The 13088-nt window shown below is 67.9% G+C and carries 13 protein-coding genes and 1 tRNA gene; 9 read left to right on the forward strand and 5 right to left on the reverse strand.

Features of this window, described 5'->3' with window-relative positions; genetic code table 11:
- Positions 1-36: 36 nt before the first annotated feature.
- Positions 37-735: a TetR/AcrR family transcriptional regulator gene (locus UG56_RS05560; protein ID WP_045548869.1), complete on the reverse strand. Its 699-nt coding sequence runs from the start codon at positions 733-735 to the stop codon at positions 37-39.
- A gap of 145 nt (positions 736-880) precedes the next feature.
- On the opposite strand from UG56_RS05560, the gene UG56_RS05565 reads away from it, so the two are divergent.
- The 4 genes from UG56_RS05565 (at position 881) to UG56_RS28245 (ending at position 2811) form a co-directional block, all read left to right on the forward strand.
- On the forward strand, positions 881-1750 hold the full coding sequence (locus UG56_RS05565; RefSeq protein ID WP_177191426.1) for a helix-turn-helix domain-containing protein: 870 nt from the start codon (positions 881-883) through the stop codon (positions 1748-1750).
- Positions 1751-1781: 31 nt separating this feature from the next.
- Positions 1782-1857, forward strand: a tRNA-Lys gene (locus tag UG56_RS05570).
- A gap of 379 nt (positions 1858-2236) precedes the next feature.
- Positions 2237-2440: a cold-shock protein gene (locus UG56_RS05575; protein ID WP_045548871.1), complete on the forward strand. Its 204-nt coding sequence runs from the start codon at positions 2237-2239 to the stop codon at positions 2438-2440.
- Between the two features lie 224 nt (positions 2441-2664).
- Positions 2665-2811, forward strand: coding sequence for a hypothetical protein (locus tag UG56_RS28245; protein WP_165111317.1), 147 nt, complete (start codon positions 2665-2667; stop codon positions 2809-2811).
- 7 nt (positions 2812-2818) lie between these two features.
- Here UG56_RS28245 and UG56_RS05580 read toward each other — a convergent pair whose 3' ends face one another.
- Positions 2819-3952 (reverse strand): hypothetical protein, encoded by a 1134-nt coding sequence (locus UG56_RS05580; protein ID WP_045548872.1) that lies wholly within the window; start codon positions 3950-3952, stop codon positions 2819-2821.
- 50 nt (positions 3953-4002) lie between these two features.
- On the opposite strand from UG56_RS05580, the gene UG56_RS05585 reads away from it, so the two are divergent.
- The 5 genes from UG56_RS05585 to pstB all read left to right on the forward strand — a co-directional run bounded on the left by UG56_RS05585 (position 4003) and on the right by pstB (position 9035).
- Positions 4003-4869: an NUDIX hydrolase gene (locus UG56_RS05585; protein WP_045548873.1), complete on the forward strand. Its 867-nt coding sequence runs from the start codon at positions 4003-4005 to the stop codon at positions 4867-4869.
- A 176-nt stretch (positions 4870-5045) separates the two neighbouring features.
- Positions 5046-6143, forward strand: a complete 1098-nt coding sequence (locus UG56_RS05590) for a phosphate ABC transporter substrate-binding protein PstS (protein ID WP_045548874.1) — start codon at positions 5046-5048, stop codon at positions 6141-6143.
- 100 nt (positions 6144-6243) lie between these two features.
- Positions 6244-7200 (forward strand): phosphate ABC transporter permease subunit PstC, encoded by a 957-nt coding sequence (gene pstC, locus UG56_RS05595; protein WP_218145142.1) that lies wholly within the window; start codon positions 6244-6246, stop codon positions 7198-7200.
- Positions 7197-8252, forward strand: a complete 1056-nt coding sequence (pstA, locus tag UG56_RS05600) for a phosphate ABC transporter permease PstA (protein WP_045548875.1) — start codon at positions 7197-7199, stop codon at positions 8250-8252. Before pstC ends, pstA begins: the two co-directional genes overlap by 4 nt.
- Positions 8253-8261: 9 nt before the next feature.
- Positions 8262-9035: a phosphate ABC transporter ATP-binding protein PstB gene (pstB, locus tag UG56_RS05605; protein WP_045548876.1), complete on the forward strand. Its 774-nt coding sequence runs from the start codon at positions 8262-8264 to the stop codon at positions 9033-9035.
- A 92-nt stretch (positions 9036-9127) separates the two neighbouring features.
- Here the strand turns inward: pstB and UG56_RS05610 are convergent, their stop codons facing one another.
- From UG56_RS05610 to UG56_RS05620, 3 genes are all read right to left on the reverse strand, one after another.
- Positions 9128-10129, reverse strand: coding sequence for an inorganic phosphate transporter (locus UG56_RS05610; RefSeq protein WP_045548877.1), 1002 nt, complete (start codon positions 10127-10129; stop codon positions 9128-9130).
- 9 nt (positions 10130-10138) lie between these two features.
- Complete coding sequence (locus UG56_RS05615; protein WP_045548878.1) at positions 10139-10756, reverse strand: DUF47 domain-containing protein; 618 nt, start codon at positions 10754-10756, stop codon at positions 10139-10141.
- A gap of 81 nt (positions 10757-10837) precedes the next feature.
- Positions 10838-13033, reverse strand: coding sequence for an RNA degradosome polyphosphate kinase (locus tag UG56_RS05620; protein ID WP_045548879.1), 2196 nt, complete (start codon positions 13031-13033; stop codon positions 10838-10840).
- Between the last annotated feature and the right edge of the window lie 55 nt (positions 13034-13088).

Consider the following 13088-nt stretch of genomic DNA (forward strand, 5'->3'; position numbering starts at 1 on the left):
GGCCGGCTCTGAGCCGGTCGGGCCCGCTGTCCTGTGTCAACCCGGGCCTGCCGTCGACAGCGCGTCGGCGAGAGACGCCGCGGACGAGGCGGCCGGGCCGATGCGATCCTCGGCGATCCCGCAGGCGCGCAGGCAGGTCGCGGCGATGGTGGCGGCCGTCGTGGCGCTGATCGGCACGCCGCTGCTGCGCAGGCTGGTGGTGACCTCGACCAGATGCATCAGCATCTCGCCGAGGTGGCCCGGCTCGGCCGCCGTGGCGCTGGCGGGCCCAGCGGCCCGGGTGGCGATCCGCCCGTAGGCCGCCGCCAGCTCGGCGCGCGTGCTTCGAAAGGCGTCGAACGCCTCGCTGCTGGTGACGTCGGGGTGGGTGGCCAGCATGCCGATGTTGTCCGGCGCCTCGGCGAGCGTGTGGACGTCGACGAGGGCCAGCAGGTAGAGCGCCGTCTCCGGGCTCTCGGACGCCGTCACCCGCTCGATCTGCTCGATCCGGTCGACAGTGGGCCGGACGGATCGCTCCAGGAGCTCGGCGAGGATCTCGTCCTTGCCGGTGAAGTGGTAGTAGAGCGACGCCTGCCTGATCCCGACCTTGTCGGCGATCTCGCGGGTCGAGGTGGCCGCGAAGCCCTTGGTCACGAACAGCTGCGCCGCGGCATGCAGCACCTGCTCCCGGGGTGGAGCTGTTGTCTTCGGGGGGACGAGTCGCGGTCGTCCGGGGTGGGTTCGTCGGATGCTCATCGAAGCCCTGCCTTCCTGTCGGCGTCGACCCCGGATCCCAGTAGAGCATAATATTTCGATCCTGCCAATCATGATGTGCATCTGGACGTGAGGTATGCCCATCGGGCACGATGGGAGGCCGAACCGTTCGAAGGAGACCGTCGTCGTGCCCCGCCCCGATCGCCGAGCCCGTGAAGCACTGACCGAGGCGCTCCGCGACGCCCGCCGCGCCGCGGGCCTGACGGGGGCCGGACTGGCGGATGCCCTCGGCTCGGGCTGGTCCCAGCCGAAGGTGTCGAAGATCGAGTCCGGCCGGCAGTCGGTCTCCGAGGCGGAGGTCCGGGCCTGGGCGGCCGCGGTGGGTGCCGACAAGGAGATGCTGCTCGCGCTGCGCGCCCGGGCCGACCACGAGCAGGCCGCGTTCCGCGACGCCCACCAGGCCGACGGCGGCGCGGAGCAGCACCAGGAGGCGTACGCAGCGACCGAGGTGGCAGCGAAGGTCCTGACCAGCTACCAGCCTCACAGCGTCCCCGAGCTGTTGCAGACGCCCGACTACGCGCGAGCGCTGCTGGCGCTGGCGGGTGGTGCGCGCGACCAGGATCCCGGCGAGGTCTCCCACGTGATCGCGGCGAGGCTGCGCCGCTCGGCGATCCTCTACGAGGCCGGGCGGTCGATCACCATCCTGGTCGGCGAGGCGGCTCTCCATCACCTGGTCGGCTCGCCCGGCATCATGCGTGCCCAGATCGAGCACATCGCCAAGCTGGCGACCACCACCCAGGCGACGATCGGGATCGTCCCGCTCCAGAGCTTCCCCGTCCTGGTCCAGCACGGCTGGGACCAGCGCGACCGGATCGTCACCCTCGAGACCAGTGCCGGTGACCTCGAGATCGCCGATCCGGTCGAGGTCGCCCGCTACGAGCACTGGACGCAGCTCCTGCTCGAGGATGCGCTGACCGGAGCGGCCGCTGCCGAGCGATGCGCACAGATCATCAGCGAGCGAGGACGCTCGGCAGCCGCGCCGGGCGACCACGAATAGGAGACGGCGGCTGCTCCGGTAGACTCCCGGCGGGCCGTTAGCTCAGTTGGTAGAGCAGTGGACTTTTAATCCATGGGTCGTCGGTTCGAGACCGACACGGCCTACCAGTTCAGACCCTCGCCCGAGCCGGGCGGGGGTCTTCTGCTGTCCGGAATCAGATCCGGAGACAGGTCCGGAAACGGTCGGCATACCCCCTTCTGACCGGCAGTTTCACGGCTCCGTTGCACAACCTTCATCGCTTCGCACGTAAAACGATCGGTCAAGGGGGGTTCGCACAGGCTCGTGAGTTGCTAGTCTCACTCCCGCAACAGGTGCAAGTTCCAGAAGGTCTGACGCCTGCGGAGTTTGTGATCCAACGGCGTTTCTGCTCTGTGCCCGCCCGGACCCCGGTTCGGGAAACACAGGTCGGAGCGACGTGTCACCCGCCCCTGATGCGGGGCTACCGAACCTGGTGGCCTCTCGCCCCGACTAAGGAGTAACGAGCAGATGGCTCAGGGCACCGTTAAGTGGTTCAACGCCGAGAAGGGTTTCGGCTTCATTGCGCAGGAGGACGGCGGCGACGACGTCTTCGTGCACTACTCTGCGATCCAGACCAACGGCTACAAGTCGCTGGACGAGAACCAGAAGGTCGAGTTCGACGTCACCCAGGGTCCGAAGGGCCCGCAGGCGGAGAACGTTCGTCCTCTCTGATCAGCAAGACGATCTCGGGTTCGGCGTGAGCCGACACTGATCATCTGCAACGAGGCCCCAGCCGTAAGGCTGGGGCCTCGTGGTCTGATGGGGGCCCTTTCGGGCCCCTGTGTCACGCTTGATGTGACAACTTTTGGTGGTTATTAATGGATCACCGCCCAGATCCGCCAAGACTGGGCGATGATGTGATGACGAGCTTTGAGTGACGTGAGGAGGCGGCGGGCGTGGCTGACCAGTTCGATGTGACGCTGGAAGATCCTGAGCTGCTCCTCGAGGTCGAGCTCACCACCAACCTCATCGTCGCCGCCAGCGAGTCCGAGGATCACCTCTCCCAGGAGGAGATCGACCGGATCCTCGGCATCATCCCCTGAGCATCCCTCAGCAGGTCGCGAAGAGCAGCGGCCCGTTCGCGAGGTCGGAGAGCACGGCCGTGCCGTTCTTCGGCTGAAGCTGCATGGTGACGACCTCGTCCTCGGCCGCGACCTTTCCCAGCTTGAACCGCTCGTCGAACGTGCCGCCCTGACCCGGTGCCGGGCCGACGGCGAGCTTGGCCCGGGTGTCGGCGTTCGTACGTGCCTGGTCGTCGTCCTCGAACGACATCGCGACGCGTACGTCTCCGTTCGGCTCGGCCGCCATGGCGAAGCCCGCGATCGGGTTGATGTCGCCGGCGGCGTCGACGAGACCGTCGGCCTGGTCCTGGTCGGCCGCCGAGGCGCCGCTCAGCCCGATCTCGCCGCAGGTGAAGTCGCCGTCGTAGATGAACGCCGAGAGGGGGTCGCCGAGCCGGCCCGCCGCCTTCGTCATCGGCTCGTGCAGGTCCCCGTCGCCGAGGCCCTTGACCTGGTCGCTCAGGTAGCGCCGGCCGTCCGAGGCCAGGATCAGGTCGTGCTCGGGCAGGAAGGCGATATAGGTGAGCTGCGGGGTGATCGTCGAGTCGATCCCGGAGTCGGTGAAGGTGGAGAAGGGGACCAGGCTGCCGTCCCAGACGCCACCGTCGGCGGGATCGTCGTCGGGGGCGGCGAACCCCATCGAGGTGAGCTGGTCGACGAGATGGTCGGCGTCCATGTCCGTGAGGTGCCCGATCATCAGGGCGCCCTCGGTCGACTGGGTGTAGAGCTCCCAGTCGAGGGTCGCCGGCGACCAGCCGAAGTGCTGCTGCAGCAGGCCCGAGGCGTCGGGCAGCACCGAGGTCGAGGTGAGGTCCTTCGTGTAGGCCTCGTCGATCATCTCGTGGACCTCCTCCGGCGTGGAGTCGGCATCGAGATCGGCGCCGACACGCTCGCGGATGCCGCCCCAGTCGGTGAACGAGACCCGCGTCGCCTCGGCGGGTGAGAGCCGCAGCGCCTCGTCGAGGTCGCCCCCACGGGTGGCCCAGGCGCGGGCCAGGACGACGACGAGCGCAACGACGACGACGCCCACCACGATGGTCAACAGGGGGTGGGCGCGTACGACTCTGGAGGACCGACCGGCCCACATCCTGGGGTGGTCGAGAAGCTGGGGGGTGCGGAGCATCCCGACGAACCTTAGACGACCCGGTCGCCCATTCGACATACCCTGTGCCCATGCCCGAGATCCCGGCCGCCGGCGTAGTGGTTTTTCGCGAGCACGACGACAAGCCCGAGGTGGCACTGATCCACAGACCCAAGTACGACGACTGGTCCTTCCCCAAGGGGAAGGTCGACCCCGGAGAGACGGTACCGGTGGCCGCGATCCGCGAGGTGCGGGAGGAGACCGGCCTACGCGTCGCGCTCGGCCACCCGCTCAGGTCGCAGCGCTATCCCGTCGAGGCCGGGCAGAAGGTGGTCCACTACTGGGTGGGCCGCACCGCTGCGGGGGCCGACGACGATGTCGACGGCTACGAGATCAACGATGAGATCGACGACGTCGAGTGGCTGCCGCTGGAGAAGGCGCACCAGCGGCTCACCTACCCCCACGACCGGGAGACGTTGCGCCAGGCCGAGGACGTACGCCACCCGACCACGCCCCTCGTGATCCTCCGCCACGGCTCGGCTGTCGGCCGTTCGGCCTGGTCCGGTGCGGACGAGGAGCGGCCGCTGGACGACACCGGGCGGGCCCAGGCCGTCACCCTGGCCGGTCTGCTGATGGCCTACGACGTCGGCCGGGTGATCACCTCGACGAGCACCCGCTGCGTGCAGTCCGTCGCGCCCTACGCCGGGCTCGCCGGCCTCGCGTCCGAGCAGATGAGACTGCTCAGCGAGGAGGGCGCGGAGGCAGGTAGCGTGTCCGCCCTGGCCGCGGACACTGTGCGTGACCTGGCGGTTCCGACGGTGATCTGCACGCACCGGCCGGTGCTGCCGTGGATCTTCGACGGGCTGGGTGTGCGGGACCCGAAGCTGGCGAAGGGCGAGCTGATGGTGCTGCACGTGCGCGCAGGCGAAGTGCGGGCTGTTGAGGCATTTCAGGCCTAACAGGGGCTTGAGGCCGGCCTGTTCATCTCCTGTGCCCGGAACTGACACTGATTTGCCACCGACTCTGTGTTCCTCGTTCAGCCTGTGTTCACCTTCGCCGAGTTTCCCGTCCACCTCGGCTCCTTACGGTCGTCGCGACAACTCCGAATCGACTGCATCATCATCAGGAGAATTGCGTGAACACCACCTCGCTGCGCCGGGCACTCGTCCCGGGCATCACGGCTGCGGCCCTCGCTCTCACGATCAGCGCCTGCGGCGCTGCCAACGAGAAGGACAGCGGCAGCGAAGGCGAAGGCACCCTCTCGGGCACCATCAAGGGTGGCGGCGCCTCCTCGCAGGAGAAGGGCCAGGCGGCGTGGGTCGCCGGCATCCAGGACGCGAACCCCGACCTCAGCGTGGTCTACGAGCCGGTCGGCTCGGGCTCGGGTCGTGAGGGTTTCATCTCCGGCGGCTACCTCTTCGCCGGCACCGACTCCGCTCTCAACGACGACGAGGGCGAGCTGACCAAGGCCAAGGAGAAGTGCGGCGCGGACCCGATCCAGGTCCCGGCGTACGTCTCCCCGATCGCTGTGGCGTTCAACGTCGAGGGCGTCGACAAGCTGGACCTCGACGCCGCGACCCTCACCGGGATCTTCTCGGGCAAGATCACCAAGTGGAACGACAAGGCGATCACCGCGCTCAACCCGGACGCCAAGCTCCCGGACGCCGCGATCACCCCGGTCCACCGCTCCGACGACTCCGGCACCCAGGAGAACTTCACCGACTACCTCTCCAAGGCCGGTGGCTGGGCCGAGGAGCCCGACGGTGAGTGGCCCGCCAGCATCAAGGTCGGCGAGGGTGCCGACGGCACCTCCGGTGTCGTGACCGCGATGCAGGGTGCCGGCTACATCGGCTTCATGGACGAGTCCGCCGCGCGTGAGAACGACCTCACCGTGGCCAGCATCAAGGTCGGCGAGGACTTCGTCGAGCCGACCCCCGAGGCCGCCGCCAAGATCCTGGCCGCCTCGAAGCCGGCGGGCCTGAGCGACAACGACATGGCCGTCGAGGTCGCCCGGACGACCACCGAGGCCGGCGTCTACCCGGTCGTGCTGGTCTCCTACCTGCTGGCCTGCCCGACCTACGAGAACGCCGAGGACGCCGCCAACGTGAAGGGCTACCTCGAGTACATCCTCTCCGAGGAGGGCCAGAAGGTCTCCGCCGAGGAGGCCGGCTCCGCGCCGCTCGACCGCGAGACCGCCGACAAGGCGCTCGACCTCGTCGGTGCGATCAAGTAGTTGCCGATACGTTTGACGTGATCGCCGTTCGGGCGGTGGCTGCGGCCGCCGCCCGTACGGCTGTCTTGAGAACCGAAACTAGAAAGTCGAGGAAAGCCTTGTGACTGTCGCCGCTGACCCCGGCGCCGACCCTGGCGTTGACCCGAAGTCGGACCTGTCCGGCCGTGGCTCGGTGGGTGATGTCGTCTTCCGAGGCCTCGCCGTGGCCGCTGCCTCCCTGATCCTGGTCGCGCTGGCAGCCGTCTTCATCTTCCTGGGGATCGAGGGCATCCCGGGCTTCAACGTGGACGCACAGCACTACGCCGGCCAGGGCTCGTTCCTGGGCCTGGTGGTCCCGCTGCTGTTCGCCACCATGTACGCCGCCGTCCTGGCCCTGATCATCGCGGTGCCGTTCTCCGTGGCGATCGCCCTGTTCATCAGCCACTACGCGCCGCGCCGGGTCGCGGTCCCGGTGGCGTACGTCATCGACCTGCTGGCCGCGGTGCCGTCGGTCGTCTTCGGCCTGTGGGGCGCGGTAGCGCTCGGCCCCTACCTGGTGCCGGCCCACGCCTGGCTCGCCGAGCACCTCGGCTGGCTGCCGTTCTTCGACGGTCAGCCCTCGGGCAACGGTCGCACGCTGTTCACGGCCTCGATCGTGCTTGCCGTGATGATCCTGCCGATCATCACCTCGATCTGCCGCGAGGTCTTCGCACAGACGCCGCGACTGCACGAGGAGGCGGCGCTGGCGCTCGGTGCCACCCGCTGGGAGATGGTCCGCTACGCGGTCTTCCCCTACGCCCGCTCCGGCATGGTCTCCGCGGTCATGCTCGGCCTCGGCCGTGCGCTCGGCGAGACGATGGCGATCGCGATGATCGCCTCGCCGAAGGTCGTCATCTCGCTGTTCATCGTCGGCACCCAGAACCCGCAGACCATCGCGGCGCACATCGCCCAGGGCTACAAGGAGAGCACGCCCGACCGGCTCTCCGTGCTGATCGCGACCGGTCTCGTGCTGTTCGCCTTCACCTTCCTGGTCAATGCCTTCGCCCGCTGGATCGTCGCCCGAGGGAGGGCCAAGTGAGCAACATCGATCTCTCCAACGAGGAGACGACGCTCTCCCACGCCACGCTCCCGCGAGGCGCCCAGTGGCTGGTCGGCGTCGCCGCGATCGCCCTCGGTGGTCTGGCCCTCGTGCTCGGCATGGGCATCGTCGGCGCCGTCGTCATCGGCGTGCTCGCGTTCCTGATCGGCTACCCGCTCTGGGCGCTGCTGGTGGAGAACCGGCGCTCGGCCACCGACAAGCTGATCACCGGGCTCGTGTGGACGGCCTTCGGCATCGCGGTCATCCCGCTGATCTGGCTGGTCTACATGGTCGTCGCCCGCGGCGCCTCGGTCATCAGCCCGGAGTTCCTCACCTACTCGATGCGCTCGGTCACCGGCGACGAGCAGGGCGGTCTCTACCACGCGCTGATGGGCACCCTGATCGTCACGGGCATCGCCGCGCTGATCTCGATCCCGATCGGCATCATGACCGCGATCTACCTGATCGAGTACGGCAAGGGCAACCGCCTCGCCAAGGCGATCACCTTCCTGGTCGACGTCATGACCGGCATCCCCTCGATCGTCGCGGGTCTGTTCGCGTTCGCGCTCTTCACCCTGCTCGTCGGGCCGGGCACGCGCTTCGGCTTCGGCGGCGGTGTCGCGCTCTCGCTGCTGATGATCCCGACCGTCGTCCGCTCGACCGAGGAGATGCTCAAGCTGGTCCCCGACGACCTGCGGGAGGCTGCGTACGCCCTCGGGGTGCCGAAGTGGCGCACCATCACCCGGATGGTGCTCCCGACCGCCATCGGCGGCATCGTCACCGGCGTCGTGCTCGCGATCTCGCGCGTGATCGGCGAGACCGCGCCGCTGCTGGTCGCCTCCGGGTTCAACCCCAACATGAACAGCAACGCCTTCGATGACAGCCCGATGATGACCGTGCCGGTCTTCATCTTCACCCAGCTGTCGGAGGCCACGGCGAAGGGCGTCTCGTACGCCTGGGGTGGAGCACTGGTGCTCTTCGTCCTCGTCATGGTCCTCAACCTCATCGCCCGTATCGTCGGCACGATCTTCGCCCCCAAGACCGGGCGCTAGGAGAAACACATGTCCATTCAAGTCAAGGACGCCAGCATCTTCTACGGCGACTTCAAGGCCGTCGAGGACGTCTCCATGTCCATCAAGCCGAAGTCGGTGACAGCCTTCATCGGGCCGTCCGGCTGCGGCAAGTCGACCTTCCTGCGCACGCTCAACCGGATGCACGAGGTCATCCCTGGTGCGTACGTCGAGGGGAAGATCCAGATCGCCGGCCAGGACATCTACGGCCCGAACGTCGACCCGGTGGCCGTCCGCCGCAAGGTCGGCATGGTCTTCCAGCGGCCCAACCCGTTCCCGACGATGTCGATCTACGACAACGTGCTCGCCGGCAACAAGCTCAACTCCAAGCGGATCAAGAAGTCCGAGGCGGACTCGATCGTGGAGAAGGCGCTGCGCGGCGCCAACCTGTGGAACGAGGTCAAGGACCGTCTCGGCAAGCCCGGCATGGGGCTCTCCGGTGGTCAGCAGCAGCGGCTCTGCATCGCCCGCGCGATCGCGGTCCAGCCCGAGGTGCTGCTCATGGACGAGCCGTGCTCCGCGCTCGACCCGATCTCGACCGCCGCGATCGAGGACCTCATCCACGAGCTGAAGTCCGACTACACGATCGTGATCGTCACCCACAACATGCAGCAGGCCGCTCGTGTCTCCGACGACACCGGCTTCTTCAACCTGAAGGCCGCCGGTCAGCCGGGTCACCTGGTGGAGTTCAACCCGACCAAGCAGATGTTCACCAAGCCGGACAACCCGGACACCGAGGCCTACATCTCCGGTCGCTTCGGGTAGACCCGGACCAAACGCCGAGTCGGCGCATCCTGACCCTCTCGCTCGCTTCGCTTCGCGAGACACGGGTCAGGATGCGCCGACTCGGCTGGGTTTTACGGGAGTTGGAAGATGAAGTGGCAGATCAGGTAGGTCACAGCTGCGACACCACCGGCCGCCGGGAAGGTGAAGACCCAGGCGGCGACGATCGACTTCGCGACACCCCAGCGGACCGCGGAGAACCGCTTGGTCGCGCCGACCCCCATGATCGCCGAGGTGATCGTGTGGGTGGTCGAGATCGGGGCCTCCCAGACGTACGCCGTGGTGTAGAGCACCGAGGCGGCGACCGACTCGGCGGCGAAGCCGCGGGACGGGTCCAGGTGGATGATGCGACGGCCGAGGGTGCGCATGATGCGCCAGCCGCCGGACATGGTGCCGAGCGAGATGGCCGTGGCGGCCGCGGCGATGACCCAGAACGGCAGGTCGTCACCCTCGGAGAGGAAGCCGCCGGTGACGAGGGCGAGGAAGATGACGCCCATCGTCTTCTGGGCGTCCTGGAGGCCGTGACCGAGTGCCATCGCGGCGGCGGAGATGGTCTGGGCGATCCGGAAGCCCTTCTGGGCCTTGTGCTGGTTGAGGCGGCGGAAGATCCACATGATCGCGAGCATCACGCCGAACCCGAGGCCGAAGGCGACCACCGGCGACACGAACATCGGGATGACGACCTTCTCCAGGACCGTCATCCAGTTGACGAACGCACCGGCGGCGATCGCCGAGCCGGCCAGACCGCCGATGAGGGCGTGCGAGGAGGACGAGGGCAGACCGAAGTACCAGGTGATCAGGTTCCATGCGATGGCGCCGAGCAGGCCGGCCATCACGACGGTCAGACCATGTGCCCCTGATGGTGGGGTGATGGTGTCGGAGACGGTGTGGGCGACCTTCTGGCCCAGGAAGGCGCCGACGAAGTTCATCACCGCCGCGAGCAGGAGGGCGATGCGCGGGGTGAGCGCTCGCGTGGACACGGAGGTCGCGATGGCGTTGGCGGCGTCGTGGAAGCCGTTGGTGTAGTCGAAGACCAGGGCGACGACGACCACCGCGATGACAATGGCGAGTTCCATTGAGCAGGCTCAGGATTCCTTGACGGCGATCTGCTCGACGGTGTTCGCGACCTTCTCGAAGCCGTCGATCGCGTCCTCGAGAGACTCGACGATGTCCTTGAGCTTCAGGACCTCGAGCGCCTCGTACTCTCCGGAGAAGAGCTTGGCGAGGATGCGGCGGTGGTTCTTGTCGCCCTGGTTCTCGAGACGGTTGATCTCGATCCAGTACTCCGAGAGCTCGGTCATCGAGCGCAGGTTCGGCATCGCGGACGCGGTCAGCTCGGCGCAGCGCTGGAGCACGGTGACCTGGTCGGAGAGCTCGGGCGGCAGGATGTTGACGCCGTAGACGAAGATCTGGTCGACGACCTCGTCCATCGAGTCCATCACGTCGTCGAGACCGGAGCCGAGGGCGTAGATGTCCTCGCGGTCGAACGGCGTGACGAAGGTCGAGTTCACCTTCTTGACCAGCTCGTGGGTGGTCTCGTCGGCGGCATGCTCCGCGTCGCGCATGCGGCGCGCGACGTCCTCACGGTCGGCGCTGTCGCTGAGCATCTCGGCGAGCAGCGACACACCGCCTACGAGGTGGTTGGCAGACTCGGCGAACAGGTCGTAGAACGACGTGTCGACCGGTCGGATTCGGAAACGCACGGGGGGCTCCTGGCTTCATGAGGCAGACCTGCGGGCTCATGTTAGGCGAGTCCGCTTGACACGCCGAATGCCAGGGCGTGTTCAGCCTGTCGCGGCGCGCCTTCGCTGGCGCTGCCGTGTGATCAACATCGCCTGGAGGTGGTCGGGAGCGTGGTTCCGGGTCCAGGTCCCGTCGGGGCCGAGGATCCAGGCGTCCGTGGTCGGTTCGAATGCCAGGTCGAACAGTGCGCCGACCTCGGCCACGAGCTCCGGGGTGGGGAGACGTACGAGGGCCTCGACCCGCCGGTCGAGGTTGCGGTGCATCATGTCGGCCGAGCCGATCCAGGCGTTCGGTCCCTCCCCGTCGTCGGCGGCGCCGTTCTCGAACCAGAAGATCCGGGAGTGCTCGAGGAACCGGCCCAGGATCGAGCGCACCTCGATCGTCTCGCTGAGCCCCTCCACGCCCGGACGGAGGGCGCAGATGCCGCGGACGAGCAGCTGGACGGGCACGCCGGCCTGGGAGGCCAGGTAGAGCGCGTCGATGATCGCCTCGTCGACCACCGAGTTGGCCTTGAGCCGGATCCTGGCCGGCCGCCCCGCCAGATGGTGGGCGATCTCGGCGTGGATCTGCTCGATCAGGCCGCTGCGTACGTTGCCGGGGGCGACCAGGAGCTGTTCGTACGTCGCCTCCCGGCTCCAGCCGGAGAGGTTGTTGAACAGGTGGGCGACATCCTCGCCGATCGCCTCGTTGGTGGTGATCAGCCCCATGTCCTCGTAGAGCCTGGAGGTCTTCGGGTTGTAGTTGCCGGTGCCGATGTGGGTGTAGCGGCGGATGGTGCCGTCGGGCTCCTCGCGCACCACCATGGCCAGCTTGCAGTGGGTCTTCAGGCCGACCAGGCCGTAGACCACGTGGCAGCCGGCCTGCTCGAGCTTGCGCGCCCAGCGGATGTTGGCCACCTCGTCGAAGCGCGCCTTGATCTCGACCAGCACCAGCACCTGCTTGCCGGCCTCGGCCGCATCGATCAGGGCGTCGATGATGGGGGAGTCGCCAGAGGTCCGGTAGAGGGTCTGCTTGATCGCGAGCACCCGCGGGTCCGCCGCCGCCTGCTCGATGAAGCGCTGCACGCTGGTCGCGAACGAGTCGTAGGGATGCTGGAGGAGTACGTCGTCCCGCCGGGCCGCCTTGAAGACGTCGACCGGCGCGGCGCTCTCCACCGGCGCCAGGGCCGGGTGGGTGCTCGGCACGAAGGCGGGGTACTTCAGCTGCTCACGGTCGATGTCGGCGATGCCGTGCAGCCCGCGCAGGTCGAGCGGTCCGGGCAGCCGGAAGACCTCCTTGTCGGAGATGCCGAGCTCGGAGACCAGCAGGTCGAGGGTCGAGTCGGTCATCGACTCCTGCACCTCGAGGCGTACGGGAGGGCCGAAGCGGCGCCGGAGCAGCTCCTTCTCCAGCGCGGTGAGGAGGTTCTCGGTGTCGTCCTCCTCGACCTCGAGGTCCTCGTTGCGGGTGACCCGGAAGGTGTGCACCTCGATGATCTCCATGCCCGGGAAGAGCTTCTGCAGCCGCTCCCGCATGACCTCCTCCAGCGGCACGAAGCGGTCGTTGCCCAGCGGCACGAAGCGGCTGAAGATCGGCGGGACCTTCACCCGGGCGAAGTGCTTCTTCTTGGTCTTCGGGTCGCGCAGGCGCACCGCGAGGTTGAGCGAGAGGCCGGAGATGTAGGGGAACGGGTGTGCCGGGTCCACCGCGAGCGGCGTCAGCACCGGGTAGACCCGCTCCTTGAACAGCTTCTTGCAGGCCTTGACCTCCTCGGGGGTGAGGTCCTCCCAGTGCAGCAGCTGGATGCCCTCCTCGAGCAGCGCCGGCTTGATCTTGTCGCGGAACACCGCGGCATGCCGCTCGGAGAGCTCCCGGGTCGTGCGCCAGATCACCTCGAGGACCTCGCGCGGCATCAGCCCGGAGGCGGCTCGCACCGCCACCCCCGCCGCGATCCGCCGCTTGAGCCCGGCCACCCGGACCATGAAGAACTCGTCCAGGTTGGAGGTGAAGATCGCCAGGAAACGTACGCGTTCCAGCAGCGGCAGCGTGTCGTCCTCCGCCAGCTCCAGCACACGCTCGTTGAACCGCAGCCAGGACAGCTCCCGGTCGAGGAACCTGTCCTCGTACTTCTCGACCTCGGCCAGCGCCTCGTGGTCCGGGATGTACTCGGGCTCGACGTCGAACGGCTGGTCGGGGACCGCGGTCAGGCTCACGGTGTCCTCGGCCGACCGGGTGGGGGCCTGCGGGTCGAGACTCATGGGGCTAGTGTGACTCACGTACGTGTCCTAGCGGGAGACGCGATCCGAACTCTGA

Origin of the sequence: Nocardioides luteus, from assembly GCF_000960475.2 — a bacterium.
GTDB lineage: Bacteria > Actinomycetota > Actinomycetes > Propionibacteriales > Nocardioidaceae > Nocardioides > Nocardioides luteus_A.